Here is a 25840-nt window from a genome sequence, read left to right on the forward strand (position 1 = left end):
GAAGAGCAAGAAGATTGCCATGCCCAAAAAGAAGATCGGTCCGATTTCGTGCCATCTTGCGGTCCGCCCGTGCCCAGGAGGCGGGGTCCAGATGGCGAAATTGCGACTTTTCGGGTCTCGGGAGCGCCCGGAGCGTGCCAGACGGCGAAACTGTGCTATGGTCCGCCCTCGCCAAGGAGGTGGAAGCCCCCTTCCTGCCGGTATCAGCGATCGTGACACATCACGTCGACCGGCGCGTTTACACATGAGATTGGACGAAGTTTTGCAGGTTTTGGTACGCGACAACAATGTCGATCAGGCCCTCAGGGTTCTCAAGAAGAAGATGCAGCGTGAAGGAATCTTCCGTGAAATGAAGCAGCGGAAGGCCTACGAGAAGCCCTCCGAGCGGAAGACCCGGGAGAAGGCCGAGGCCGTCCGGCGCAATCGCAAGGCCGCCCGCAAGCAGGCGATTCGCGAGGGTCTGATCGCGGCTCCCAAGCCCAAGCCCCGCTTTGCCGGCGCCCGTCGCCCCTCGGCGGCTCCCGCTCCCGGAGCGCGTCCTCAGGCCGCAGAGCCGAAGGCCTCCTGAGGTCAGAGCACCTGGCCCTGGACTGACCCTGCAGGCGGCGCAGTTACGGCGCGCCGCCTCATGCCTGCCCCCTGGAGGGTGGGGCCGATCGTGACCCGGCTTATGCGAAGATGCCCCAACGCGACCCCGCAACAGAAGTCGACAGCGTCGACCTTGCGCACGACCGCACCATGCTGGCGGCCGAGCGGACCCTGGCCGCCTGGTGGCGCACGGCCATGGCGGCCCTGGCCGGAGCCGTGGGATTCGTGCGTCTCTTCGGCGACGTACAGCCGCAATGGGTCATCCGCGGCGGCGCCACGCTTCTCATCGCCCTGGCGCTCGTGATTCTCTTCGTCGCCTACGGGCGCTATCGCAGGACATCCAGGCGCATCAACAACGAAGAGGTGCGCTCGCTGTCCGTCTGGTCCCTTGCGGCGGGAACCGGGCTGCTCGTTCTGGCGGCAGGCGTTGCCGGTGCCGTCACCTGGCTCTTCTAGAGCCTCCTGGCGCTCTCAGCGGGCGCATTTCACGCAGAGGTGGAAGGTCGGGTCGATGTCGAGACGGCCCTCGGCGATCTCCTCACCGCATTCGGCGCAGTAGCCGAACTCGCCTTCCTCGATTCGCTGCAGGGCGCCCCTGATGCGCAGCACGCGGTCCTTGCGGCGCCGCTCGGCCTCCTGCGCCATGGCCTGGACCTGCATGGCATCCATGCGGGCGAGGCGACCCACGCTCTGCTGATCGAGCTGGACCGGTGCGCTGTTGCCGGCATTGGCCGCGACCAGCGCCTCGGTCTCGGCCAGTTCCGCCTCGAGCCGCGTCCGGTATCTCTCCGCACGCTCCCGATCCGATTGGCTTTTCGTGTTCATTGATCGTCCTCCCTGACGGCTTTGCCCGAAACAGTCGCGCCGGATGTGGAGGGGAATACGATCCGACGCGGGATGGTCGGGAGCGAGGCCGAATGCCCGCGCGCCCGTGCGATGGCGGAGGGGCTATGGCGGCGTCATGGGCTGCGAAGGAATGGGCTGCGAAGGAATGAGCGCGATCCGGACCATGCCGGATTTGTAGCGCATCGGGCGGGCAGGGACCAAGGGCCTGCCCGGGCCTCTCGGCCGGGTTCGAGGACCTGCGCCCCCAGGAGAGCGGCTCCTGAGGGGCGCAGGTCGTGGTTATCGTTGCGTCAGGCGGCCTTCACGCCCGAGAGGAAGCCGTCGACCTCCTGGCCGAGGCTGGCCGAGTGCCGGGCCAGCTCCCGGGCGGCGGAGAGCACCTGAGAGGCGGCCGCCCCGGTCTCGCCGGCGCCCTGGCGCACGTCGCCGATATTGCCGGTCACCTGCTCGGTGCCGCGGGCGGCCTCCTGCACGTTGCGGGCGATTTCGGCGGTGGCGGCGCCTTGCTCCTCCATCGCCGCCGCGATGCTCACGGAGATCTGGGACATCTCGCCGATGGTCTTGGCGATTTCCTGGATCGCTCCGACGGCCTCGCGGGTGGCCTGCTGGACCGAGCTGATCTGGTTGGAGATCTCCTCGGTGGCCTTGGCGGTCTGGCCCGCCAGCTCCTTGACCTCGGTGGCGACGACGGCAAAGCCCTTGCCGGCTTCTCCCGCCCGGGCCGCCTCGATGGTGGCGTTGAGGGCGAGCAGGTTGGTCTGGGACGCGATGTTGTTGATCAGCGCGATCACGTTGCCGATCTTCTCGGCGGTCCCCGCCAGTTGCTGAACGATGTTGTCCGTGCGCCGGGCATCGTGCACCGCCCGCTCGGCGATCTGCGATGACTGGTTCACCTGACCGGCGATTTCGCGGATCGAGATGGACAGCTCCTCGGTGGCGGCGGCGACCGTCTGCACGTTGGCCGAGGTCTGCTCGGCGGCGGTGGCGACGTTGACCGACTGGCTGTTGGTCTGGTCGGCGATGGACGTCATGGACTGGGCCGTGGCCTCCATCTCGGTGGCGGCGGAGGCGAGCCCTTGGGTCAGGGCCGAGACATTGGCCTCGAAGGCCTTGGTCAGCTGGTCGAGAAGCTGGGCACGGCGCATCTTGGCGTCGTTCTCGGCCTCCTGCTCGGCGGCAAGACGCTTCGCCTCGATGGCGTTGTCCTTGAACACCTGGAGCGCGCGGGCGAGCTGGCCGACTTCGTCCTTGCGCTCGGCGCCGGCGACGTTGACCGTGAGATCCCCATTCGCGAGACGGGCCATAGCGCTCGTCATAGTTCCGAGCGGACGCGTGATGCCGAAGACCGTGATCGCTCCGACCAGGCCTGCGGCGACCAGAATGCCGAGCGTGCCTGCCAGGATCAGGGCGGTGGACGTGTTGGACGCCAGCTCCCTTGCCTCCTGCTTCGCCTGCTCCAGTGCCTTGGTGTTGCCGTCGATCCGCTCCTGAAGGATGTCGCGGACCTTCATGCGGTAGTCGCGACCTTCTCCGTTGGAAATCTCGAGAGCCGCCGCGTCGTTGTCCTTCGCCGCGAAGGCGACGCTCTTGTCCATCAACTCGAAGTACTTGGTGGCGGTCGCCTTGATGTTCTCGTTGATCGCGCGCGTCTGAGGAGACCTCGCCAGGGCAACGAGCTCGTCGAGGTGCTGCATCGTCGCCTTCCGGTACTGCTGGTACACGCCGACGGTCCGCTCGATGCGATCCGGCTGGCTCGCGGAGAGCAGGGTCAGGTTCTTCTCCTGAATCGTCGCCTCGTTCACCTCGGCGTTGATCTGCAGGATGCGCGTCAGGCGGGCTGCGTCGTTTTCGACGAGCTCCTGCGTATCCGCGGACATTGTGTCGAGACCGACCTTAGCAAAAGCGATCAGCCCGATGGCAACGGCGACAAAGATCGTGACCGGAATGGCCAGCTTCGTGATGAGTTTCAAGTTGTTGAGGAATTGCATTTTCTTTCGGTGACCTGCCCGCATGGCCGCGGGAAGCGCGCGCCCCCGGACGCGTCATGGATATCAGGCGGCTAAACAATGCAATGACCAAGTAAATGTAAGTTTAAAGTCACCATACTTTAGGTAAGTTCATAGGTGAACTATTTTGGATCAATAGTATAAGATTTGATCTTTTTGGCAGGAAAATTTTCAGAAATTGACGCAGATCAATGCGCGCTTCTTCGGATGTGCTCCGCGCCACGTTGTCGCACGGAGCAACGAACAATCCCGGGCGCGCGGCGTTACCCAAGTGCACAGTGGCGACATTGGGGAAAAATCATGAGTGAGGTGAGGCGGAGCCCCGTTCTTATCGGAACGGGAATTCTCATGGCGTTGATGGGCCTGGGTCTCGGCGGCGGCGGGATCTGGCTGATTGCGCTCGGGGGCTCCTGGTACTACCTCATCGCCGGCATCGGCTTCCTTTTGACGGCTTTCCTGCTCTTCCGGCACAGCCCTGCGGCTCTCTGGGTCTTCGCCGCCGTCGTCGTCGGCACCCTCGTCTGGGCGCTGTGGGAGGCAGGACTCGACTGGTGGCCGCTCGCGGCGCGCGGGGGCGTCATCTTCGTCCTGGGCCTCCTCCTGCTGACCCCTTGGGTGACGCGCGCCCTCCGCCGCAGGCCCGCCGATCCTGCCACTCCGGCATCTCCCGCGCGGGTGTCGGCTTTCCGGGGCGCCGGCCTGCCGCTGACGGCGGCCCTCGGCATCGCCCTCGCCGTCGCGGCAGTCTCATGGTTCACCGAACCCAACCGGATCGAGGGAGCGGCGCCTGCTCCCCGCGCGCAGGTTCCGCCGGATGCGCTGGGGGTCCCGCCGGGCGAGTGGCGCTCGTACGGTCGAACGGATTACGGCCAGCGGTATTCGCCGCTCGACCAGATCACCCCGGCGAATGTGGCCAATCTCGAGGTCGCCTGGACCTACCGCACCGGGGATGTCCCGCTCTCTCAGCCGGGCGACCCGCAGGAGACGACCTTTCAGGTGACGCCGCTGAAGATCGGCAACAGGCTCTTCCTGTGCACGCCGCACCAGCAGGTCATCGCCATCGACGCCACGACCGGAGTCGAGATCTGGCGCTACGATCCGAAGGTCCAGGGCGAACTCGCGCTCCAGCACCTGACCTGCCGCGGCCTATCCTATCATCCCGGACGTGGCGATGCGCCTCCGCCGGCGCCCGCCATCACGCCGCCGGCGGCCCGGGACCCCACCGTGCCGGACCTGCCCGTGGCAGCGGCGGAGGGCCGGACGGCCGAGACCTGCACGACGAAGCTCTTCATGCCCACGGCGGATGGCCGCGTGATCGCCCTCAACCCGGACAACGGGGCCGTCTGCTCGAATTTCGGCGGCGGCAAGGGCCAGATCAATCTCTGGGCCAACATGCCCAACGTGAAGCCGGGCGCCTATTACTCGACATCTCCCGTCGTGGTCACGCGGGACCTCATCATCGTCGGCGGCACGGTTCTGGACAATGTCTCGACCAACGAGCAGTCGGGCGTCATCCGCGCCTTCAATGTCGATACGGGCGAACTCGTCTGGAACTGGGATTCCGGCAATCCCGATCAGACGGCGCCGATCGCTCCAGGCGAGAGCTATGTGCCGAATTCGCCGAACAGCTGGTCGATCTCCAGCGTCGACCAGGAACTCGGCATGGTCTACGTGCCCCTCGGCAACCAGCCGCCGGACCAGTGGGGCGGCAACCGCAGCGAGAATGTCGACCGCTTCTCGTCCTCGGTCGTCGCTCTCGATCTCGCCACAGGACAGGTGCGCTGGCACTTCCAGACCGTCCATCACGACCTGTGGGACTACGACGTGCCCTCGCAGCCGAGCCTGATCGACCTGACGGTCAACGGCGAGACCGTGCCCGCTCTCGTGCAGCCGACCAAGCAGGGCGAGATCTACGTGCTCGACCGGCGCAACGGCCGGCCCATTCTCCCGATCACGGAGGTTCCGGTTCCTCAGGGCGCCGCCGAGGGCGACCGGACGGCGCCGACGCAGCCGGGTTCCGCCCTGAGCTTCGATCCGCCGCCTCTCACCGGGCGCGACATGTGGGGAGCGACGCTGTTCGATCAGCTCGCCTGCCGCATCCAGTTCCACCGCCTGCGCTACGAGGGCCGCTACACGCCTCCCTCGACGCAGGGGACGCTGGTCCATCCGGGCAATTTCGGCGTGTTCAACTGGGGCAGCATCGCGGTCGATCCCGAGCGCCAGATCGCCTTCACGACACCGGCCTATCTGGCCTTCGTGTCGCGGCTGGTGCCGCGCGAGGACGACACGACGCTCTACGTGCAGGGCGAGAACCGGCCGGAGGGCAGCCTGCCGGCCCTGAACGAGAATTTCGGCGCACCTTTCGCCGTGCAGCTCTATCCGTTCACGTCGGCGCTGGGTCTGCCGTGCCAGGAGCCGCCCTGGGGCTATGTGGCGGCGGCCGACCTGACCACCGGACAGACCATCTGGATGCACAAGAACGGCACCGTGCGCGACCAGGCGCCCGTGCCTCTGCCCTTCAAGATGGGCGTCCCGAGCCTGGGCGGGCCGATGATGACGGCAAGCGGCGTCGCCTTCCTGTCGGGGACGATCGACTATTACGTCCGGGCCTACGACGTGACGAACGGCGAGCAGCTCTGGGAAAGCCGCCTGCCCGCCGGCGGCCAGTCGACGCCCATGACCTATCTCGGGGAGGATGGCCGGCAGTACCTGCTGGTGGTCGCCGGCGGGCATGGCTCGCTCGGCACCAAGGTGGGCGATTACGTCATCGCCTATGCGCTGCCGCGGCAGCAATAGTCACCCTCCGCCGGACATTCACGGCGAATGTCAGGGGTGGCGGAGGCGGCGGGCCTAGCTCGCCGCCGTAAACCGTCCGAACACCACCTTGGTCTCCCCGTAATCCCGGCGCTCGATCTCCTCGAAGCCGTCGGGCAGGGTGACCTCGACCCCTTGCGCCTCCTCCACCACCACGAGGGCGTCCGGCGTCAGCCAGCCGCCTTCGGCGCAGGAGCGCAGGGCCTTGGACGCCAGATCCTTGCCGTAGGGTGGGTCGCAGAAGACGAGGGAGAAGGGGGCGTTCGGCGCCGCCGCGCCCATGCGCGTGGCGTCGCGGCGGAACAGCCGGGTGGCGCCGCCGACGCCGACGCTCTCCACATTCTCGCGGATCAGGCCGCGCGCCTGCGCGCCGTCGTCCACGAACAGGGCGAAAGCCGCCCCGCGCGACAGGGCCTCCAGGCCCATGGCGCCGGTGCCGGCGAAGAGGTCGAGCACGCGCGCACCCTCGACCGGGTCGTCGTAGGAATGCTGGAGGATGTTGAAGATCGTCTCGCGCAGGCGATCCGATGTCGGACGGATGCTGTCCGACTTCGGTCCTGCCAGCGAGCGGCCGCGCCAGCGCCCGCCCACGATTCTCACGGCTCAGCCCTCACGGACGGCGACCGCGCGGGCCGCCTTTCGAGCCGCCCTTCGGTCCTCCCTTGAAGCCGCCGCCGGAGCCGCCCCTGGGGCCGCCCTTGAAGCCGCCTCCACTGCGCGGACCGCCAAGGGCCGGGCCTTCGCCACGCGGAGGGCCGCGGCGCGGACGGTCGTCTCCGCCCGCACGGAAGGGCTTGTCGCCGTCCCGGCTGCGGAACGGGCGATCTCCCTCGGGACGGGGGCGGCGCGGACGCTCTTCGCCTTCGGACGCGCGGGCGCGGAACGGCTTGTCCCCCGCCGGACGGCGCGGACGGTCATCGTCCCGGCGCGGGCGGCCGAAGCCGCCTTCGCGGCTGCCGCGCGGAGCACGGTCCTCCCGGTCCGCAGCACTGCGGCGCGGACGGTCGTCGGCGCGCGGCGCGAAGCGGTCAGCCTCCCGGCGCGGCTTGCGGGCGGGAGCCTCTTCCTTCGGCTCGCTCACCAGCCGCTCGACCACCACCTTGCGGCCTTCGCCCGACGAGATGGCGCCCACGCGCTGGCGCTGGCGCTCCCCGCTGGCGGCACGCGCCTCCTTCGGGTCGGTGCCGCGGCGCGGCTGCTTCCTGCTCGGGGCATCCTCCGTCTCGCCGGCGCGCCAGACGCTCGTCTTCACATCGAGGCGGGAGGGGCGCTTCTTCGGCTCTTCCTCGTCCCTGCCGCGGCGGTCGTCGCGGGCGCGGAAGGGCCGCTCGTCATCGTCGCGGCGGCGGCGCGGGCGCTCTTCGTCCCGGTCGCGGCCGAAGCGGCTCGGCCGCTCCTCGCGCCCTTGGCGGGGACTGCGGTCCTGACGCTCCTCGCGCTCCTTCTTCGGCGAACCGAAGGGCGCGACGGGCTCGCGCACGGGGCTTTCGAAATCGACACCCGCCTCGACGGCGAGGGCGGTGCCGAGCTGGTCCTTCAGGACCTTGGTGCGGACCTCTTCGACCATGCCGGGCTCGATGTCGCCGAGCTGGAACGGGCCGAAGGAGAGGCGGATCAGACGGTTCACCTGCAGGCCGAGATGCTCGAGGATGCGCTTGACCTCACGGTTCTTGCCCTCGCGCAGGCCGAGCGTGATCCACGCATTGTCGCCCTGCACCCGGTCGAGGCGGGCCTCCACGGGGCCGTACTCGATGCCGTCGATGGTGATGCCGTTGCGCAAGGGGTCCAGATCGGCCTGGGTCACCTCGCCGTGGGCGCGCACCTTGTAGCGGCGCAGCCAGCCGGTATCCGGATGGGCGATGACGCGGGCGAGCCCGCCGTCGTTGGTGAGGAGCAGGAGCCCTTCGGTGTTGATGTCGAGCCGGCCCACCGCCACCACCCGGGGCAGTTCCTCGGGCAGGTTCTCGAACACGGTCGGGCGCCCCTCGGGGTCGCGGGCGGTGGTCACGAGGCCGCGCGGCTTGTGGAAGAGCCACAGGCGCGTGCGCTCCCGCAGGGGAAGCGGCTCCCCGTCCACGGTGATCTTGTCCTCGGCCGTGACGTTCATGGCGGGGCTGTCGAGCACCTTGCCGTTCAGGGTCACGCGGCCCTCGGCGATCATCGCCTCCGCGTCGCGGCGGGAGGCGATGCCGGCCCGGGCGATCACCTTGGCGATGCGCTCCTCGGAGGGCTCCTGCGGCTGGGTTTCCGCTTTCGCCTCGACGCGGTCCTCGCGGACGCGGCGCGGGCGCTCCTCGGCGGAGCGGTCGAACCGGCGCGGGCGGTCTTCGGTGCCGCGGCCACGGAACGGCTTGTCGCCCTCGTCGCGGCGCGGGCGGAACGGCTTGTCGCCGCCGGGGCGGGGCTTGCGCGGGCGCTCGTCGTCGCCGCGCGCCCGGAAGGGGCGCTCGCCGCCGTCGCGGGTCTTGCGGAAGGGCCGGTCGCCGGAAGGGCGGCCTCGGTCGGAGCGTCCGCCTGGACGGCCCTTCCGATTATTGTCATTGCTGTCGGTCATGGCGGCCTGATAGCAGAGGAAACAAAGAGAAGCGAGGGCCATGGACAACGCCGGCTGCAACAAGTTCGATCCCATGAGCGCCGCCTTCGACGAGGCCCGCGCCGCCGCCACGCGCGGCGAGGTCCCGGTCGGGGCCGTGATCGTGCGGGATGGCCGCCTCGTCGCCTCGGACGGCAATCGCCCGCGCCAGCTGCGCGACCCTTCGGCCCATGCGGAGATGCTGGCGATCCGCCGCGCCTGCGAGGTTCTGGACGACGAGCGCCTGACCGGCTGCGACCTCTACGTGACGCTGGAGCCCTGCACCATGTGCGCCGCCGCCATCTCCTTCGCACGGATCAGGCGGGTCTATTTCGCCGCCTACGACCCGAAGGGCGGGGCGGTGGAGAACGGTGTGCGCTTCTTCCACCAGTCCACCTGCCACCACGCGCCCGAGGTCTATGGCGGCATCCGGGAAAGCGAGGCCGCGACCCTGCTCAGGGGGTTCTTCGAGGGGCGGCGGTGAGCCCTCTCACCTCGCGCTTCAGCTTGTCACGAACGCCTGCAGCGCCGCCAGCGTCGCGCCCGGATTCTCCTCCGCCACGAAATGCCCCGAGGTCACGCCCATGCCGCCGATCTTCGGGGCGAAGGATTGCCGCCACACGTCGAGGGGGTGCTGTTCCTCGCCAACCGGGCCGCTCACGAGATAGAAGTCGCTCCAGATCAGGTAGGCTGGGCAGTTGATCGTCTTGCCCGCCGCGAGGTCGGCCTCGTCCGCCTCCACGTCCCGGGTGGCGCCCGCCCGGTAATCCTCGCAGAAGGCATGGATCCGGGAGGGCTCGTTGCAGCTGTCGCGGTAGGATTTGAGCGCCTTGCGGTCGAAGGGGGACAGGTCGCCCGGGGCGGACCATTTGGCGAGAAGGCCCTCGAAATAGGCCAGCGGATCGCGGCCGATCTCCTCCTCGGGCTGAGGGTAGGGCTGGGACAGGAAGCCCCAATGGGCCTCGGGGATCTTCCCGGCCCTCATCTGCGCCCAGACGTGGAACGTGGGCAGGATATCGAGGAGGGCGAGGCGCTCGACCCGACCGGGATGATCGAGGGCGAGCCGGTAGCCGACCCGCGCCCCGCGATCGTGCCCGGCCACCGCGAAGCGGATATGGCCCAGCTCCTCCATGACGGCGACCACGTCCCGCCCCATGGCGCGCTTGGAATAGATCTGGTGCGCCTCGTCGCTGCGGGGCGCCGTGGACCAGCCGTAGCCGCGCAGGTCCATGCACACGACCCGGTGCGTCTCGGCCAGGGCCGGCGCGAGGCGGTGCCACATGACGTGGGTCTGCGGGAAGCCGTGCAGCAGCACGAGGGGAGGGCCGTCCCCCTTGGAGCGCGCGAAGATGCGACCGACCTCCGTGTCGATCCAGTGGGATTCGAAACCGGGGAAGAGATCGTCGCTCATGAGGCCGCCCTTGGAAGTGTGAGAGGTCGATCCTCAATCTAGGGGAGGAGGCGCGTTCGTCAGCCCTTGCGCTCGCGCTCCACCGCCCGCCAGCCGATGTCGCGGCGGCAGAAGCCCTCCGGCCAGTCGATCCGCGAGACCGCCTCATAGGCCCTGGCGCTGGCCTCGGTGATCGTGGAGCCCAGCGCCGTGACGTTGAGCACGCGGCCGCCATTGGCGAGAATCTTGTTGCCGCTCTGCTTCGTGCCCGCATGGAAGACGATGACGTCGTCCATGGCGGAGGCCCTGTCGAGCCCGCGGATCTCCGAGCCCTTCTCGACGGCGCCAGGATAGCCCTGCGCGGCCATCACCACGGTGAGCGCCGCCTTGTCGGACCATTGCAGGGAGATGCTGTCGAGAACGCCGTCGCAGGCGGCGAGGAAGGCCGTCACCAGGTCCGATTTCAGGCGCGGCAGCAGCACCTGGGTCTCGGGGTCGCCGAGGCGGGCATTGTACTCGATGAGCTGCGGACCCTTGTCCGTGAGCATCAGGCCCGCATAGAGCACGCCCGTATAGGGCATTCCCCTGGCGCGCATCCCCGCGAGCGTCGGCTCGATGATCTCGCGCATGACGCGAGCCTGCAGCTCCGGCGTCAGCACGGCGGCGGGGGAATAGGCGCCCATGCCACCGGTATTCGGCCCCTTGTCGCCGTCGAACACGCGCTTGTGGTCCTGCGCGGTGCCCAGCGGAATCGCCGTCCTGCCGTCGCAGAGGGCGAAGAAGCTCGCCTCCTCGCCTTCGAGGAAGGCCTCGATCACCACCTCCGCGCCGGCGGCGCCGAGGCCGCCGCCGATCATCATGTCGATGGCGGCTTCCGCCTCCTCGAATGAGGTGGCGACCACCACGCCCTTGCCGGCCGCGAGCCCGTCCGCCTTCACGACCGTGGGCACGCCGTAACTGCGCACATAGGTCTTGGCGGCCTCCGCATCGGTGAAGCGGCGATAGGCGGCGGTGGGAATGCCGAACTCGGCGCACAGATCCTTGGTGAAGGCCTTCGACCCTTCGAGCTGCGCGGCGGCCTTGCTCGGCCCGAAGGCCTTGATGCCGGCGGCGGTGAGATCGTCCACCAGACCGGCCACGAGCGGCGCCTCCGGCCCCACGACGACGAATTCCACCCCCATGGTGCGGCAGAAGGCGATCACGGCCCCATGATCCGCCACGTCGATGACCACGTTGGTGCCGTGCTGCGCCGTGCCGGGATTGCCGGGCGCGATGAAGAGCTTGTCGCACAGGGCGCTGGCGGACAGGCTCCGGGCCAGCGCATGTTCCCGCCCGCCGGCACCGATGAGAAGAATGTTCATGCCTGAGCCCTCCCTGTGACGCTTGGGCTCTTAGCGGCTCGTAGGGCTTTCGACTACCCGAAAAAGCAGGGGCCGCGCCTCCGGGAAGAGACGCGGCCCGTTCTGAGGATCCCTTGAGAGGATCGTGTTCGGCCTCAGATGAAGAAGAAGTCCTTGTGGGTGAGGGTCTCGCCCTCCTTCTTCTGCAGCTTGAAGCTGGCGATCTCCACCATGGCCTTGCGGCCCGAGCCGTCCACGTCCCAGTACAGCTTCTTGCCCTTGAGGATGAAGAAGTCGTCCTTGTCGGTGGCCTTGCTGCCCTTCTTGAAGTAGCTCGCCTTGAGCTTGGCCGGCTTGTCGAGCGAGGCGTTCTTCTTCTTCAGGTACTTGGCAATGGTCTTGTTGGTGAACGCCGCATCGTCGAAGAACAGGCTGTCGTACTTGGAGCCGAAGTCGTAGATCTTGTCCTTGTTCCGGTTGGCCACGCTCTTGCTGGTGAGCTTGGTGTCGAACACGAAGGCATCCTTGCTGGTCTTGCCCTTGCCGCCGTAGAGCTTGTCCTTGCCCGCGCCGCCACCGATGGTGTCGTGGCCGCCGCCGCCGGAGAGCCGGTCGTTGCGAGCGCCGCCGAAGAACACGTCGTTACCGGGAGTACCGGCGGTGATCTCCGGGTTCATGTCGGTGACGTTGATCACGAGATCCTGGTCGACGATGTGGGTGCCGTCGCTGACCCGCACCTTGATCGTGTGAGAAGGCGCCTGCTCGAAGTCGAGCTTGAAGCCGTTCTCGACCAGGATCTGATTGCCGTTGGCGAGGGTGAAGCGCCCGCCCGCATTGTCGAGGAGCTGATAGGTGAGCGCGCCGGGAGCCTCATCCACTGCCGAGAGCGTGCAGACCAGGGAACCGGCCGCCGCATATTCCGCCGCCGTGGCGCTGCTCAGTGAAACGCCCGACGGAGCGTTGTTCACCGGAGGAGCGTCGTCGTCGTCCTGGATCTTGCCGGTGGCAGTGTGTCCCGTGTTGCCGACGACCGCGTTGCCGGTGCCGTCGTCGAGTTCCGACAGAAGGATCGTGAAGGTCGCCTCATCCAGATCATCGGCGGCATCCTTTTTGACCAACACCGTCACAGTGGCCTCGGTGCTGTCGCCGGTAAACTCGACGATTCCGGACGTTGGCCCTGAAAAGTCCTCCGCATCGGTAGTGCCGTGATCGAGCGTCCACTTAACCTTGGAGGTGCTGTCGTTCGCGACGTCGCGGATCACCGTGAAGGTGTAGGCGGTCGTGCCCTCTCCGGTTCCCTCGGTCTGGGACACGGTGACGGAGTTGGTTGCGAACTGCACCACAGGAGGCGCATCCTGAGCCATGATCTCGATGTTCTGGGGAGACTGCGCCCGCAGGGTATCGTCGGTCTCATCACAGGCCACCACCATGAGCTGCTTGGTGCCGGCCTGTTCGGTACCGATAGCGTCATTCGTCGTGATCTGGCCCGTTTCCGCGTTGATCGAGAAGCCGCCGTTCGTGGTGGACAATGTGTTGTCCGCCAGCAGGAAGGCGAACTTGTTCTTTCGGAAACCGTCGGCCATGTCCGGGTCTTCCCAGGACGCCTGAACAACGTCCACACCCGCTCCCGTCACGCCTGCGCGGATCGTTCTCTGGGGCTGGCCGAAGGTCACGAAGAGCGGAGCCTCGTTCACGTCGGCGGCCTTGATGGTCAGTTCCTGCACGGCGCTGTAGGTGGTGCCGTCGAAGGCCTTCACGTAGACCTTGTAGCCGCCCTGACCGCCGACCTGATCCTCGTGGTTCAGCGACTGGTTCGGAGCGAGCTTCAGCTGGTTGCCTTCGATTTTGAACTTGCCGCCGGCATCGCCGAACTCCGCGAATTCATAGGTGAGGTTGGCCGCAGGCGTGTCCTCGTCCGTGGCGCTCAGCGCGATCTCGAATACCGGTCCCTCGTCCACGGTGATTTCCGTGACGCCCGTGCCCATCCTTACATCCCTCGGAACGCTGTCGACGACGGTCAGCGTGGAGGTCGCCGTCCGGTCGAAATCGTCGACCACATCGACCTGAATCTGCCTGCCGGCGAACGTGTCTCCTTCCGGGCGTGTGTATGTGAGGGCGCGAACCAAGTCTTGCACGCTTGCAGCACTTCCGCCGCCGAGGAAGGTAACCTCGATCCGGCCGTTTTCGACGGCGGTCAGGATTCCTTCGGTGACGCCGATCTGGATCGTGCTGCCTTTTTGAAGACCATCGGGTCCGAGAAGGATCTCGTCGCTGGTCTGAATTCCAAGGAGATCGCCCGGCTGGCTTTGAGCCAGCGTGACCCGCACCTTACGAATGGTGGTGGTTTCGTCTTGGTCGAGGGTGAAGTTCTGGTCGCGGTCCAACAGGATCGTGGCCCCGGGGGCGGCACCTGTCGTGTCCGCGTCGAGACCTGCTGCAACCGGCCCGCCTGTCGTCGGAGTGTTGCTGCTGTCGTAGATGTGGTCGAAACCCGCGGCAATCAGCAGGTTCTTCTGCGTCTGGTGAGGGTGGCTTCCGCGAGTCTGAAGGTCGCGTTGCTTCCGTTGGTTCCGAGTTGGATCAGGCAATTTTCGTTCGACGTGTCGAACACAGCGGAAATGTTGTTTTGATCGAAAACGAAGATCGGGCTGGTTCCTCCCATGAGGGAGATGCTATCGAGACCCGCCAGGGTTTTCCCGCGGAAATCGAAGTAATTCCCGTTGAGGAAGAGGGTGTCGAGAGTCGCTTCCGTTCCATCGCCGAGGCCGCCGTCGATCTCCGAAAGCCCGAGCAGGTGTTTGCTCTGAAGGGAGAAAGAGTCCTTTTCCGCCGAACCGCGTAGGGCTTCGACACCCTGGATCTTCGAGAAGTTCGACAGGTCCAGGGATCCGCCGCCGACCAAGTGCAGCGCATCGTTTCCGCTGCCGCCGGAAAGGGTGGCCCCTTGAAGGGTTGTCGACGAGCTGAGGACGAAAATGTCGTCTCCGCTCGTACCCGAGACATCCGTCATGTCGGCAGTCAGGACGATGGCATTGTCGGGCCTGACCAGCACCTTGGTCTGGACCGTTGCCGCTGTCGTTGTATTTGCTTCTCGGTACGTAAGCTCGACCTTGATGCTTCTCTCTTCGGTTTTCGGCGTCGCCGATGAGGTATTCGCGTAGCTCAGGGCGCGAAGGACGGCCTGCACGGCTTCCATAGTGGCTGGGTAGCCGTCGAAGCTGATCGTCAACACGCCCTGCTCTGGAAGATCAAACTGGGCTATGGCAGTTCCGTTATACAAAATTTCGGTGGATTCATCCCCTGGGGTCAGAGCTAGGCCGTTCTCTGCCGCGATACTTAGAAAGTCGTAGCTGGCCGTGCCTACGAAGTCGGTCAGCGAAACAGTCAAAGACAAGAAAACCGTCTCATCGCTGGCGCCCGAAATTTCCGCGTCGCTGTCGAGCAGCACCGGTCCAGCTTCGGTGCTCACAATTCCGTCGAAATTCAGGATCTGAACGGTGTTGGCGGCCGAGGGCAGAGAGTTCGAATGGAATTCGGTCATGGAATCGCTTTTCTGATAGGAGGCGGATGAACCGGACTGCGGGAGAGCACTGGACACGTTATAAATTTACATAAAACTTCATTGCAATACCCTTGCAGAACCTGAAGCGCCCGCTTCCTCGCCCGTCTCCGCTGCGGAAGGATAGGATTATCCTCTATCCACACCCTCCGAAGCCCACCCTTGGCAGACCCCCGTCCGACCCACTACTGTTCCCCTCATGTTCGCAGACAAAGCCCCCTCCAATGCCCCCGAATGGTCGGTGTCCGATCTCGCGGGCGCCCTCAAGCGCACCCTCGAGGACGCGTTCGGCCATGTGCGCCTGCGCGGCGAGGTGTCGGGCTATCGCGGGCCCCATTCCTCGGGGCACGTCTATTTCTGCCTCAAGGACCAGAACGCCCGCATCGATGCGGTGATCTGGAAGGGGTCCTTCTCCCGGCTGAAGATCCGGCCGGAGGAAGGGATGGAGGTCATCGCCACCGGACGCATCACCACCTTCCCGGGCTCGTCCAAGTACCAGATCGTGGTCGAGACCCTGGAGCCCGCCGGCATCGGCGCGCTCATGGCGGTGCTGGAGGAGCGGCGGCGCAAGCTCACGGCCGAGGGCCTCTTCGCGGCCGAGCGCAAGCGGCGGCTGCCCTATCTGCCGCGGGTCATCGGCGTGGTGACCTCGCCCACCGGTGCCGTGATCCGCGACATCCTTCACCGGCTGGAGGACCGTTTCCCGCGTCAGGTCCTGGTCTGGCCCGTGCGCGTGCAGGGCGATACCTGCGCGGCCGAGGTGGCGGCGGCGATCCGCGGCTTCAATGCCCTCGAACCCGGCGGCAGGGTGCCGCGTCCGGACGTGCTCATCGTCGCCCGCGGCGGCGGCTCCATCGAGGATCTGTGGGGCTTCAACGAGGAGATCGTGGTCCGGGCCGCCGCCGAGAGCGCGATCCCGCTCGTCTCGGCGGTGGGGCACGAGACCGACTGGACCCTGATCGATCACGCGGCCGATGTCCGCGCGCCGACGCCTACGGGCGCCGCCGAGATGGTGGTGCCGGTGCGGGTCGAGCTGATGGCGGGCGTGAACGATCTCGCCCGGCGCCACATGGAATCCGTCCTGCGGGTCATCGACCGCCGCCGATCCGACCTGCGCTCGACCGCCCGCGCCCTGCCGACGCCGGAAGCCCTGTTCTCGCCCAAGCGCCAGCGGCTCGATCTCGCCTCGACCAAGCTCTACCCGGCCCTGTCGCGCAACGCCCGCGGGCACGAGGAGCGGCTGCTCAAGCTCTCCCGCCAGCTCTCCCACCTGTCGCCGGTGGCGAATGTCGCCCGCATGCGCGCCCGGCTCGATGCGGTGGGGCCGCGCCCCTACAACGCCCTGTGCCGCTCCATCGTCCTGCGCAGCGAAAGCCTGAAGCAGATCAGCCGGCGGCTCGTGGTGTCGCGCGAGGCGCTGCTGCGCGCCGAGCGGACCCGGCTCGCCCAGGCCGGCGACCTGATGCAGCGGGCGTCCGAGCGCTTGGCCCCCGCCCTCGAGGGGCAGATCGCCCGCAAGGCGGATCGTCTCCATGCGGTGGCCCAGCTCTTCGACAGCCTGAACTACAAGTCCGTGCTCAAGCGCGGCTTCGCCTTGGTGCGCGATGCGGACGGGCAGCCCCTGCGTTCCGCCGACGCGGTGTTCGACGGCCAGGCTCTCGTGCTGGAATTCGCGGACGGCAAGACCGACGCCACCGGCGGACGGGGCATGGCGGTGAGGCCCAAGTCCATCAAGTCCAAGGTTGCTGTCGCGGAAGAGCAGGGGGCCCTGTTCTGAGGCGGCATTGAAAACACCCGCCGGTCGCTCCTATGTGAGAGGCCGGTCCTTCCAGACACCAGTGACGCCATGAACAAGCTTGAGCGCAGCGGCGGCGAGGCCGTCGTGCAATATCTCGACAGCAACCTCCGGGTCGTGAAGCCCGGGGCCTTCGTGCGCTGCGGCGTCACGGGTCAGCCCATTCCCCTCGACGAGCTGAAATACTGGAGCGTCGAATTGCAGGAGGCCTATGCCTCGCCGGAGGCCGTGATGATGCGCCTGACGGGGCAGGCACCGTCACAATGACATGGCGCTGAGGCGCCGTTCCTCCACATGACGGAGGAGGAAGTTGCGGAACCCCGCCTCGTCCTCCAGCCCGAGCCGCACCGGCAGCGTCATCAGATCCGCCCAGGGTTCCGCGAGGTCCATGCCCGCGATCCGGGCGAGGTCCTTTTCCGTCGTGACCGCCTGAAGGCCCGCGCGTGCGGCTTCGCCCCTGAGGACGTCCAGGTCGGCGGGGCTGTAGGGGTGATGGTCCGGAAAGATCCGGGTCTGCTCGACCCTTGCCCCGCATTCCCGAAGGGTATCGAAGAACTTCTCCGGCCGGCCGATGCCGGCGAAGGCCAGGACGCGGCGGTCCCGCAGCGCCTCGGCGGCGGCGGGATATGGAACCAGCCGCGCCCGGAAGGCGCGCTTGCCCATTTGTTCCGCCTCCCCGGCCACCGCATCGCCGGCCTCTCCCTCGCCGATGACGAGGATCGCGTCGATGGCGGGCCACTGCACCGCCATGGGCGCGCGCAGGGGGCCGGAGGGCAGGGGCAGGCCGTTGCCGATCCCCGTGGCCCCGTCCACCACCGCGATGACGCAGTCCTTCCTCAGCGACGGGTTCTGAAGCCCATCGTCCATGATCACGGCGGTTGCACCGATCTCCAGCGCCAACTGCGCGCCTGCCGGACGGTCGCGGGAGACGATGGTCGGCGCCCTGCGGGCGAGCAACAGCGGTTCGTCGCCCACATCGGCGGCCGTGTGGTGGTCCGTGACCTCCACGGGGCCCGCGAGACGTCCGCCATAGCCGCGCGACAGGAAGGCCGGGCTCTCGCCGGCGGCCTCCAGCAGCTCCGCCACCGCCAGAGCCGTCGGGGTCTTGCCGGCGCCCCCGGCCGTGAAATTGCCGATGCAGACGACCGGCAGGCCTGCCTGCGCGCCCGGCCTCCCCATGCGCCGGGCCGCGACCGCGCCGTAGATCAGGCTGGCGGGCCGGAGCAGGTGGGCGAGAGGAGAAGGCGCCGCCTGCCACCAGAAGGCGGGCGCGCGCATCAGCGGCGCGCTCCGAGCTTCGCCTGGACGATGAAGGGCTCGATGGACTGCATGGTGCGATCCACGGCGCCGCCGAGCGCCTGCACCGCGTCCGCGGCGGCGCGGGCCATGTCCCGCGTCAGGGCCGGATTGGCGAGAAGCTGGCTCGCGGCCCGCGCGAGGGCGGCGCTGTCCTTGACCGTCAGGGCGCCCCGCGCCTCGTCGAGGGCGGCATAGATCTCGGCGGCGCTGTGAACGTGGGGTCCGTGCAGGATCGCGGCGCCGAGCTTGGCCGGCTCGATGGGGTTGTGGCCGCCGATGGGCACCAGGGTGCCGCCCATGAGCACGATGGGGGAGAGACGGTAGAACAGGCCCATCTCGCCCACCGTATCCACCACATAGATGTCCGTCGCCCGGTCCGGATGGATGCCCTGCGAGCGCCGTCCGGCGCGCTGGCCGGCGCGCTCGGCGATGGCGGCGACCTCCTCGCCCCGGTGCGGGTGGCGGGGCACGATGATCGTCAGAAGGTGCGGATGGCGCTGGGCCAGGGCGCGATGCACCGCGACGATGGCGGTCTCCTCGCCCGGATGGGTGCTGGCGGCGAGCCAGACGGGGCGGCCCGCCACGAGGCCGGACAAATGCGCGACCATGCGCGGATCGGCCGGTGGAGGGGCGGAATCGAACTTCAGGTTGCCGGAGACCAGCACCCGCGGCGCCCCGAGACGCGCCAGCCGCTCCGCATCCTCCGGAGTCTGCGCCAGGCACAGGGCGAAGCGTTCCAGCAGGGCGCCGATGATGCGCGGCAGCTTCTGCCAGCGCTGGAACGACCGGTCCGACATGCGCCCGTTGACGAGAACCAGGGGGATGCGGCGCTGGTCGAGGGCGACGACCGTGTTCGGCCAGATCTCGGACTCTGCCACCAGGGCGAGGTCCGGCTGCCAATGGTCGAGGAAGCGGCGGATGTAGCGCGGAACGTCGACAGGAACGAACTGATGCGCCGCGCCTGGAGGCAGACGCCGCGCGATGAGCGAGGCGGAGGTGCGGGTGCCCGACGTGACCAGCACGGAGATGCCGCGCTGCGTCAGCCGCTCCACCACCGGAAGCAGGGACAGGGTCTCGCCGTTGCTCGCCCCATGGACCCAGACCAGATGGCCCTTGGGCCGGGCGCGGCTGGGATAGCCCTGCCGCTCGCCGAGGCGCGTGCGATCCTCGCGCCCCTTGCGCTGGCGCCAGTAGAGCAGGCCGATCACCGCCGGCTCCAGGGCGGCGGTCGCGGTGCGGTAGGTTCTGACGAGGAAGGGCAGGCTCATGCGCGCGAGCCTTCGGCAAGAGCGGCGGGGGGCTTGGCGTTCCGGTTCCGGGCGCCGGGATCCTTCGAGCCGATCAGGGCATAGGCGCGTTCGTGAACCGCATCGAGCTCACGCTCCACGTCCTGCCGCAGGGATTCGAGGGTCGCCGCATCCGCGTCGCGGGGGACATGGATCGGCTCGCCGAGCACCATGGCGCCGCGCCCGAAGGGAAGGCCGATGCTCGCCCGGTCCCAGCTCGCGAAATCGATGCGCCGGCTCGTGACCACGGCGACGGGCACGATGGGCCGTCCCGAGAGCTGGGCCAGGGTCACGATGCCCTCGCCGCAGACCCGCGAGGTCTTCGGAATGTCGGCCGTCATCACCACCATCTCGCCATCGCCGAGGGCGCGCATCATGGCGCGCATGGCCGCGACGCCGCCCTTCTTGCGGATGTCGCGACCGCGGGCGCCGGAGCCCCGGATCGCACGGATCCCGAGATGGCGCAGCGCGATGGCGTTGAACTCGCCGTCGCCGGAGCGGGAGACCAGGCTCGCCGCCCGGTCCCCGGGCCGCTTCGCGAAATGGATCATGAAATGCTGCCCGTGCCACATGGCTGCGATCACGGGCATCAGGGGGCCGATCCGGTCATAGGCATCCGCCGGCTCCATCACGAACCGGTTGGTGCGCTGCACGAGCTTGAGATAGCCCGCGACGATCCCGCCCAGGGCTTCCTGGACAGGACGGGCGCGCGTGATGCGTTTGACGAGACCCATCGCGGCTTTGGGAGGTCAGCCCTGCTGCGGGTCCAGCAGGCGGTGAAGGTGAACGATGAAGTAGCGCATATGGGCGTTGTCGACGCTCGCCTGCGCCTTGGCTTTCCACGCCGCGTGGGCGCTGGCGTAGTTCGGGAAGATCCCGACGATGTCCAGCTGCGAGAGATCCCTGAAGTCGACGGAATCGAGGCTGGTGAGCTCGCCGCCGAAAACCAGGTGAAGGAGTTGCTTGCCAGGCAGGTCGGTCATGGGGATTAGGGTCTCCTAACGGAAGGCATAAGGGTTGCTGCTGAGGCTGGCCTTTTCAGGTCCTCATGGCTCCAATAGCACGCGGATGCAACCGTGACGCAACGGCAACCATCTCGTTGTGGCGCGGTTGAGGCCTGTTGTAGATGGGAGCCTGTCCGCCGAAGTCGGTCAGAAGGGCGCCGGCCTCGTGGAGAATCAGGTCCGCGGCGGCGATATCCCAGTCGTGGGCGTTCGACGAAACCAGGCCGACATCGATGGATCCGTCCGCGACCCGGGCGAGGCGCAGGGCCAGGGAGGGCACCTTGGGCAGGGGCTGGATCGCTCCCGCGCTGCGCGCGAATCTGTCCATGAGCGGTTTGGGGCCGGCCACGCGGGCGCGGTCCAGCCGTTCGGCTTCCGAAACCTTGAGCCTTCGGCCGTTGCACCAGGCCCCGCCGCCGAGAACGGCCTCGTAGAGGTGGTCGTGGATGGGGGCATAGATCACGCCCAGCACGGGCCGCCCCTCCAGGACGAGGGCAATGGAGATCGACCAGTCCGGATGGCCGGTCGAGAAGGCCCGGGTGCCGTCGATCGGATCGACGATCCAGACGCAGCGCTGGTCGAGACGCTCGGGATTGTCGGCCGTCTCCTCCGACAGCCACGCCGCCTCCGGCAGCAGGCCGGACAGGTGCTCCTTCAGGAAGGTGTCGAGGGCGATGTCCGCTTCGGTGACCGGCGAGGACTTGTCCTTGTACCAGAGGCGCGCCGCCGTCTGGGCGCCGGAGCGGTAGAAGGGCAGGGCCATGGCGCCGGCCTGGCGCGCGGCGTCCCGCACGGCCTGACCGAGGGAGGAAATGATTTCGGATGAAGGAGCAAGCATCGGATGCAAGATGGGGAGGGGCGGCGGAAGATGCCACCGGGGCCGATTACCACAGCCGCTCTTTTCCGGCGAGATGCAAGGTTTTGTTGAGCATCGCCTCCGAAAGGCGGGCGGCAACCCTCCCTTAACCGAAGCTTTTAAGCTCTTTCCTACGGGGCGGGGTCCAGATTGCCCCCATGATGAGCGGTCCGTCAGAGGCCGTCGGTGAACTCGAACAGGGCGTCACGCATGGGACAGGCGACACACAAGACCGGCATTTTTTCCCTGGCCGGCGGCTCCGGCCGGACGGTTAAGGCACCATTTCCGGTCGGGATCATCGGCAGGCTCGGAGCGGCCGCGACGGCTCTTGCCCTCCAGGCGGATCCCGAGGGGAGCGGCTTCCACCTCGTGCTCCTCGACGGCACGAAGGCGCTCCTGACCCTCGGCCCCTACGCGGAGGAGGACGTGGTGGCGGAGTGGCGCGCGCTCGGCGCGGCAGCGGGGCTGCCGCTGACGGTCAGGTTCTCGAACGGCTCGGTCATGGCCCTGTGCCGTCAGGTCGGGCGCCTGCAGGTGGGGCCGCTCTGGCCGCGCAGCCGGCACAAGCTGCTCACCTCCCGCCGCCCGCGCTTCCTGACCCGGCGCAAGACGGGCTGCTTCCCGCAGCGTCCGCGGATCTTCCGGGAGGCGGAGATCGTCCCGAGACAGGGGATCTGAGGTTTCTAAAGAGCCCTCACGAAGCTTTCGAGCGCCATGGCCGCGAACAGGATCAGGCCGGCATCCCTGTTCGACCGGAACAGGCGCAGGGCGCCCGCGCCGTCGGTGCGGTCGATCCGGGCGACCTGCCAGGCGAGATGAAGGGCGAAGAGGGCCAGCCCCGCGAAGGCGACCGGCCCCGCATCCGCCAGGATGAAGGCCGCCGCCATGAACAGGACGGTCGGCACGTAGCAGGCGGCGACGCCCAGCCGTACCCGCTCGCCGAAGAAGCGGGCGGAGGATTTGATGCCGGCGATCTCGTCGTCCTCGATATCCTGCAGCGCATAGATGGTGTCGTAGCCCACCACCCAGGCGATGCTGCCGAGATAGAGCGCGACCGCCGCCGGGCTCAGGGAGCCGAAGGCCGCGGCCCAGCCCATCAGGGCGCCCCAGGCGAAAGCCAGCCCCAGCACGATCTGCGGCATCCAAAAGAAGCGCTTCATGAAGGGATAGAGGGCCACGACGCCTAAGGAGGCGAAGCCCGTCGCGATGGCGAAGGCATTGAACTGAAGAAGCACCGCAAGACCGACCAGGCCCTGCAGGGCCAGAAAGGCAAGCGCCCCCTTGAGGCTGACCTGTCCGGAGGGAAGGGGGCGGTCCCGGGTCCGCTCCACCCGCGTGTCCAGGTCGCGGTCGACGATGTCGTTGTAGGTGCAGCCCGCGCCGCGCATGGCGACGGCGCCGATCAGGAACAGGACGCAGTGAACGGGATTCGGCCAGGGCTGGCCGGCGGCGATGGCCGCGAGGGCGGCCGACCACCAGCAGGGCAGCAGCAAAAGCCACCAGCCGATGGGCCGCTCGATGCGCGCGAGGCGGAGATAGGGTCTGAACCGGACAGGCGCCCAGCGGTCGGCCCAATGGCCCCGGACGGCGTCGGGAAGGGACGAGGCGACCGGGCGGTCCATGCGGGTGCGCCCTCCTTAGAGAGCGCCCTTCGGGATGCTGTAGGAGCCGGTGAGGCCGCCGCCGCCGAGCAGGCCGTTGCCCTGCTGCTGCGCCTGCTTCGCCCGCTTCTCCATCTCGGCCACCTTGGCGGCCGCCTGGCAGGCCTGCGTCTTCATGTTCTGGGCGCGCTTGTGATCTTCCGTGAAGCTCTGCGCGAACTGGTCGGGAACCTGGCACCAGTCCTTGTTGGCCGTGATCCACTTCACGCCCTTGTCACCGTTCGAGACGAGCTTCGTGAAGATGCCGCAGGCGGCGCGGGGGTCGATCTGTTTCTTCTTGCCTTCGCCGCCGAGCTTGTTGATCTGCTGAATCAGGCTCTGGCGCTCGGTCAGGAACTTCTGTGCGTCCTGGCACGAGCTCGACTGTGCGACGGCGGGAGCAGCCATGAAAATGCCCGCAAGGGCAAACGCAGCCGTGAGGTGCGAACGGAGATGCGTCATTGGCAAAGTCCTTACAAACAAGCGCGCGACGTCTCGCGGGCCGGTGTTCTGTTAACAGGTTAAGGCCCCCCAGGCCAAGCGGCGAATGGCCCCGCATAGGACATGGCGTGTTCCGGCGCACCTAAATTCCGTGTGACCGCGCCGCCCGTCCTCTCCCCCACGGTAGGTTAAATTGTTAAGAACTGTCTTAACCGAAGCGGCATCTCCGCAGCAATGCAGGGCTCCTTGCAGCAGAAGCCGCTTTGCCTCGAAACCTTCTCCGTCGCCTGCCGGGCGCTTCCAGAGATTCCATGGCTGCTTACGATTTCAACGCTCCCCGCCTGTTCGTCGACGTCCCGCTCCGGGCGGGCGCCCGCATCTCCCTCGACAGGGGGCAGGCCAACTACCTCCTCAACGTCCTGCGCCTTCAGGCCGGCAGCCCGGTCCTGATCTTCAACGGCGAAGACGGCGAGTGGCGCGCCGAGATCTCCGTGGAGGGCCGGAAGGCGGCGGACCTCGTCTGCGCCGAGCAGACGCGCGCGCAGACCCCGCGCCCCGATCTCGTCTATGCCTTCGCGCCGCTCAAGCACGCCCGGCTCGACTACATGGTGCAGAAGGCCGTGGAGATGGGAGCGGGGGTTCTCCAGCCGGTGATCACGCGGCGCACCCAGAGCACGCGGGTCAACCTCGAGCGCATGCGGAGTAACGCCGTCGAGGCAGCGGAGCAGTGCGGGATCATCACCCTTCCGGAGGTTCGGGAGGAGACGGATTTGGAGAGCTTCGTCAAGAACTTGGAGCAGGAGCGGCTGCTGGTTTTCTGCGACGAGGACGCCCCCGTCGCCAATCCGGTCGAGGCCCTGTCAAGCTTCGGGAACAAGAAGCCCGGTCTTGCCGTTGTCGTGGGTCCCGAAGGGGGCTTTACCGATTCGGAGAGAGCGCTTGTTGCCGCCCACGAAAGTAGTGTCCGCGTATCGTTGGGACCGCGAATCTTGCGCGCCGACACCGCCGCCGTGGCGGCCCTGGCGGTCGTTCAGTCCGTGCTTGGAGACTGGGGCTGATCCGACCATCCGACGATGGCTCGTGCCGATCTGCCTCTAGCTGCAGCAGCTTAGCAGTTTCACGCCCAATGGCCCCAATCTCGCCTCATTGCAGGGGAGGTTGGAGCGCATGGTCACAAGAACATCACCTAAATGAACGAACGCCAAAATAATAATTCAGAGGAGCTCAGGAAATGAGCGGGGACTACAAGTTCGGCATCGAAGAGGAATACTTCGTCAACGATGCGTCCAAGCGAGACATCGCACGGGGCAGGATCAAGGAATTCTTCGAAGCCTGCCGGGAAAAGCTTTCGGAAGACATTCAGCCTGAGATGCTCGAGCCTCAGATCGAGATCGCGACCAAGCCGGCGCTCGATTTCGCCGATGCGCGCTCGCAGCTCACGACCCTGCGCTCCTCCGTCGGGGCCATCGCCCGCGACTTCAAACTGTCCGTCATGGCGTCGGGCACGCACCCGGTCGCCATCTGGTCGCGGGTCCGCGCCAATCTCCAGCCCCGCTACGGCAAGGTCATGCACGACCTGCAGATGATCGGCAGCCGCATGATCCTCTGCGGGATGCATGTCCACGTGGAGGTGCCGGACCTCGCGGCCCGCGTGGACATCATGAACCGGATCCAGCCCTACCTGCCGCTTCTGCTCGCGCTCTCCACGTCCTCGCCGTTCTGGCAGTCGCAGCGCACGGGCCTGCTCGGCTATCGCCTGGCCGCCTACCGCGAGCTGCCGCGCACGGGCCTGCCGGACCTGTTCGACGGCGCCAAGGACTACCAGCGCTACATCGACACGCTCGTCGAGGCGCGCGCCATCGAGAATTCGAGCTATGTCTGGTGGGTCATCCGCCCGTCGCTGAAGCACCCCACCCTGGAGCTGCGCGTGGCCGACAGCTGCACCCGCGTCGACGACACCCTCGCCATCGCGGCCCTCTACCGCTGCCTGGTGCGGCACCTCGACCGCGACCCGAAGCTCAATGCGGGCCAGACGGGAGCGTCGCGCGCGATCAACGACGAGAACAGCTGGCGCGCCCAGCGCTACGGCATCCACGGCAGCTTCGTCGACGAGGCGTCCCGGAGCGCCAAGCCCGTGCGGCAGATTCTGGAGGAGACCCTGGACCTGGTGGCCGAGGACGCCAAGGCCCTCGGCTGCGAGCGCGAACTGGACCTCGCGCGCTGGATCGTCGCCCGCGGCACCAGCGCGGACCAGCAGCTGACCCTCTATACCGAAGCCCTGGGGCGCGGCCTGTCGAGCCGGGATGCGCTGTCCGGCGTCGTCGACTGGCTCTCCGCGGAGACCGTCGGCGAGCCGATGGTCCGGCACTGAAGGCCGGTCCCGGAGGGTGAGGATGAAGCGGCG

Annotated in this window: 24 protein-coding genes; 9 read left to right on the top strand and 15 right to left on the bottom strand. The window is 67.6% G+C overall.

All coding sequences use genetic code 11. The annotated features are described in order from the left end of the window. Nucleotides 1-262 precede the first annotated feature (262 nt). On the top strand, nt 263-568 hold the full coding sequence (gene rpsU, locus ACFOYU_RS00805) for a 30S ribosomal protein S21 (RefSeq protein ID WP_226740193.1): 306 nt from the start codon (nt 263-265) through the stop codon (nt 566-568). A gap of 110 nt (nt 569-678) precedes the next feature. Continuing rightward, a complete protein-coding gene (locus ACFOYU_RS00810; protein ID WP_377032101.1) occupies nt 679-1044 on the top strand; it encodes a YidH family protein in 366 nt (121 codons plus the stop codon). A gap of 15 nt (nt 1045-1059) precedes the next feature. Here ACFOYU_RS00810 and ACFOYU_RS00815 read toward each other — a convergent pair whose 3' ends face one another. After that, entirely contained in the window at nt 1060-1413 is a 354-nt protein-coding gene (locus tag ACFOYU_RS00815; protein WP_377032102.1) for a TraR/DksA family transcriptional regulator, read from the bottom strand. A gap of 311 nt (nt 1414-1724) precedes the next feature. Next, on the bottom strand, nt 1725-3422 hold the full coding sequence (locus ACFOYU_RS00820) for a methyl-accepting chemotaxis protein (protein ID WP_377032103.1): 1698 nt from the start codon (nt 3420-3422) through the stop codon (nt 1725-1727). A gap of 318 nt (nt 3423-3740) precedes the next feature. Here ACFOYU_RS00820 and ACFOYU_RS00825 point away from each other — a divergent pair, with 318 nt between their 5' ends. After that, nucleotides 3741-6236: a glucose/quinate/shikimate family membrane-bound PQQ-dependent dehydrogenase gene (locus ACFOYU_RS00825; RefSeq protein WP_377032104.1), complete on the top strand. Its 2496-nt coding sequence runs from the start codon at nt 3741-3743 to the stop codon at nt 6234-6236. Between the two features lie 54 nt (nt 6237-6290). On the opposite strand, the gene rsmD is transcribed toward ACFOYU_RS00825, so the two are convergent. Together rsmD and ACFOYU_RS00835 are read right to left on the bottom strand one after the other, a co-directional pair. Continuing rightward, a complete protein-coding gene (gene rsmD, locus ACFOYU_RS00830) occupies nt 6291-6854 on the bottom strand; it encodes a 16S rRNA (guanine(966)-N(2))-methyltransferase RsmD (RefSeq protein ID WP_377032105.1) in 564 nt (187 codons plus the stop codon). Between the two features lie 10 nt (nt 6855-6864). After that, nucleotides 6865-8808, bottom strand: coding sequence for a pseudouridine synthase (locus ACFOYU_RS00835; protein WP_377032106.1), 1944 nt, complete (start codon nt 8806-8808; stop codon nt 6865-6867). Between the two features lie 40 nt (nt 8809-8848). Here ACFOYU_RS00835 and ACFOYU_RS00840 point away from each other — a divergent pair, with 40 nt between their 5' ends. Continuing rightward, nucleotides 8849-9310 (top strand): nucleoside deaminase, encoded by a 462-nt coding sequence (locus ACFOYU_RS00840; RefSeq protein WP_226739783.1) that lies wholly within the window; start codon nt 8849-8851, stop codon nt 9308-9310. 18 nt (nt 9311-9328) lie between these two features. Here ACFOYU_RS00840 and ACFOYU_RS00845 read toward each other — a convergent pair whose 3' ends face one another. The 4 genes from ACFOYU_RS00845 to ACFOYU_RS00860 form a co-directional block, all read right to left on the bottom strand. Then, the gene (locus ACFOYU_RS00845; protein WP_377032107.1) at nt 9329-10237 is read right to left on the bottom strand and encodes an alpha/beta hydrolase; all 909 of its coding nucleotides are present in this window, start codon (nt 10235-10237) and stop codon (nt 9329-9331) included. Nucleotides 10238-10296: 59 nt separating this feature from the next. Then, on the bottom strand, nt 10297-11577 hold the full coding sequence (gene purD / locus ACFOYU_RS00850; protein WP_377032108.1) for a phosphoribosylamine--glycine ligase: 1281 nt from the start codon (nt 11575-11577) through the stop codon (nt 10297-10299). A 134-nt stretch (nt 11578-11711) separates the two neighbouring features. Next, nucleotides 11712-14144, bottom strand: a complete 2433-nt coding sequence (locus ACFOYU_RS00855) for a Calx-beta domain-containing protein (RefSeq protein WP_377032109.1) — start codon at nt 14142-14144, stop codon at nt 11712-11714. After that, nucleotides 14057-15097 carry a hypothetical protein gene (locus ACFOYU_RS00860; RefSeq protein ID WP_377032110.1) on the bottom strand — a complete coding sequence of 347 codons (1041 nt, stop codon included), beginning with the start codon at nt 15095-15097 and terminating at the stop codon, nt 14057-14059. Before ACFOYU_RS00860 ends, ACFOYU_RS00855 begins: the two co-directional genes overlap by 88 nt. Before the next feature lie 217 nt (nt 15098-15314). Here ACFOYU_RS00860 and xseA point away from each other — a divergent pair, with 217 nt between their 5' ends. Further along, nucleotides 15315-16892, top strand: coding sequence for an exodeoxyribonuclease VII large subunit (gene xseA, locus ACFOYU_RS00865; RefSeq protein ID WP_377032111.1), 1578 nt, complete (start codon nt 15315-15317; stop codon nt 16890-16892). Between the two features lie 69 nt (nt 16893-16961). Then, a complete protein-coding gene (locus tag ACFOYU_RS00870) occupies nt 16962-17177 on the top strand; it encodes a DUF2093 domain-containing protein (RefSeq protein ID WP_226739772.1) in 216 nt (71 codons plus the stop codon). Here ACFOYU_RS00870 and lpxK read toward each other — a convergent pair. Genes lpxK through ACFOYU_RS00895 form a run of 5 tightly spaced genes read right to left on the bottom strand, consistent with a single transcriptional unit; the run spans nt 17169 to nt 21337 of the window. Beyond that, nucleotides 17169-18188 (bottom strand): tetraacyldisaccharide 4'-kinase, encoded by a 1020-nt coding sequence (gene lpxK / locus ACFOYU_RS00875; RefSeq protein WP_377032112.1) that lies wholly within the window; start codon nt 18186-18188, stop codon nt 17169-17171. The genes ACFOYU_RS00870 and lpxK overlap by 9 nt on opposite strands. Continuing rightward, nucleotides 18188-19477, bottom strand: a complete 1290-nt coding sequence (locus tag ACFOYU_RS00880; protein WP_377032113.1) for a 3-deoxy-D-manno-octulosonic acid transferase — start codon at nt 19475-19477, stop codon at nt 18188-18190. Before ACFOYU_RS00880 ends, lpxK begins: the two co-directional genes overlap by 1 nt. After that, on the bottom strand, nt 19474-20229 hold the full coding sequence (locus tag ACFOYU_RS00885; protein WP_377032114.1) for a lysophospholipid acyltransferase family protein: 756 nt from the start codon (nt 20227-20229) through the stop codon (nt 19474-19476). The genes ACFOYU_RS00880 and ACFOYU_RS00885 overlap by 4 nt, the downstream gene beginning before the upstream one ends. A 15-nt stretch (nt 20230-20244) precedes the next feature. Further along, nucleotides 20245-20478, bottom strand: a complete 234-nt coding sequence (locus ACFOYU_RS00890) for a DUF4170 domain-containing protein (RefSeq protein ID WP_226739764.1) — start codon at nt 20476-20478, stop codon at nt 20245-20247. Nucleotides 20479-20533: 55 nt separating this feature from the next. Continuing rightward, on the bottom strand, nt 20534-21337 hold the full coding sequence (locus ACFOYU_RS00895) for an inositol monophosphatase family protein (RefSeq protein WP_377032115.1): 804 nt from the start codon (nt 21335-21337) through the stop codon (nt 20534-20536). Nucleotides 21338-21565: 228 nt separating this feature from the next. Here ACFOYU_RS00895 and ACFOYU_RS00900 point away from each other — a divergent pair, with 228 nt between their 5' ends. Then, nucleotides 21566-22033: a DUF6101 family protein gene (locus tag ACFOYU_RS00900; RefSeq protein ID WP_226739760.1), complete on the top strand. Its 468-nt coding sequence runs from the start codon at nt 21566-21568 to the stop codon at nt 22031-22033. A 5-nt stretch (nt 22034-22038) separates the two neighbouring features. On the opposite strand, the gene ubiA is transcribed toward ACFOYU_RS00900, so the two are convergent. Then, nucleotides 22039-22977: a 4-hydroxybenzoate octaprenyltransferase gene (ubiA, locus tag ACFOYU_RS00905; protein ID WP_377032116.1), complete on the bottom strand. Its 939-nt coding sequence runs from the start codon at nt 22975-22977 to the stop codon at nt 22039-22041. A gap of 15 nt (nt 22978-22992) precedes the next feature. After that, nucleotides 22993-23457, bottom strand: coding sequence for a hypothetical protein (locus tag ACFOYU_RS00910; RefSeq protein ID WP_226739756.1), 465 nt, complete (start codon nt 23455-23457; stop codon nt 22993-22995). A gap of 290 nt (nt 23458-23747) precedes the next feature. On the opposite strand from ACFOYU_RS00910, the gene ACFOYU_RS00915 reads away from it, so the two are divergent. Both ACFOYU_RS00915 and ACFOYU_RS00920 read left to right on the top strand, forming a co-directional pair. Further along, nucleotides 23748-24494 carry a 16S rRNA (uracil(1498)-N(3))-methyltransferase gene (locus ACFOYU_RS00915; protein WP_226739754.1) on the top strand — a complete coding sequence of 249 codons (747 nt, stop codon included), beginning with the start codon at nt 23748-23750 and terminating at the stop codon, nt 24492-24494. Nucleotides 24495-24667: 173 nt separating this feature from the next. Next, on the top strand, nt 24668-25807 hold the full coding sequence (locus ACFOYU_RS00920) for a carboxylate-amine ligase (protein WP_377032117.1): 1140 nt from the start codon (nt 24668-24670) through the stop codon (nt 25805-25807). Nucleotides 25808-25840 lie beyond the last annotated feature (33 nt).

The organism is Microvirga sp. GCM10011540 (assembly GCF_042650665.1).
Lineage (GTDB): Bacteria > Pseudomonadota > Alphaproteobacteria > Rhizobiales > Beijerinckiaceae > Microvirga > Microvirga lenta.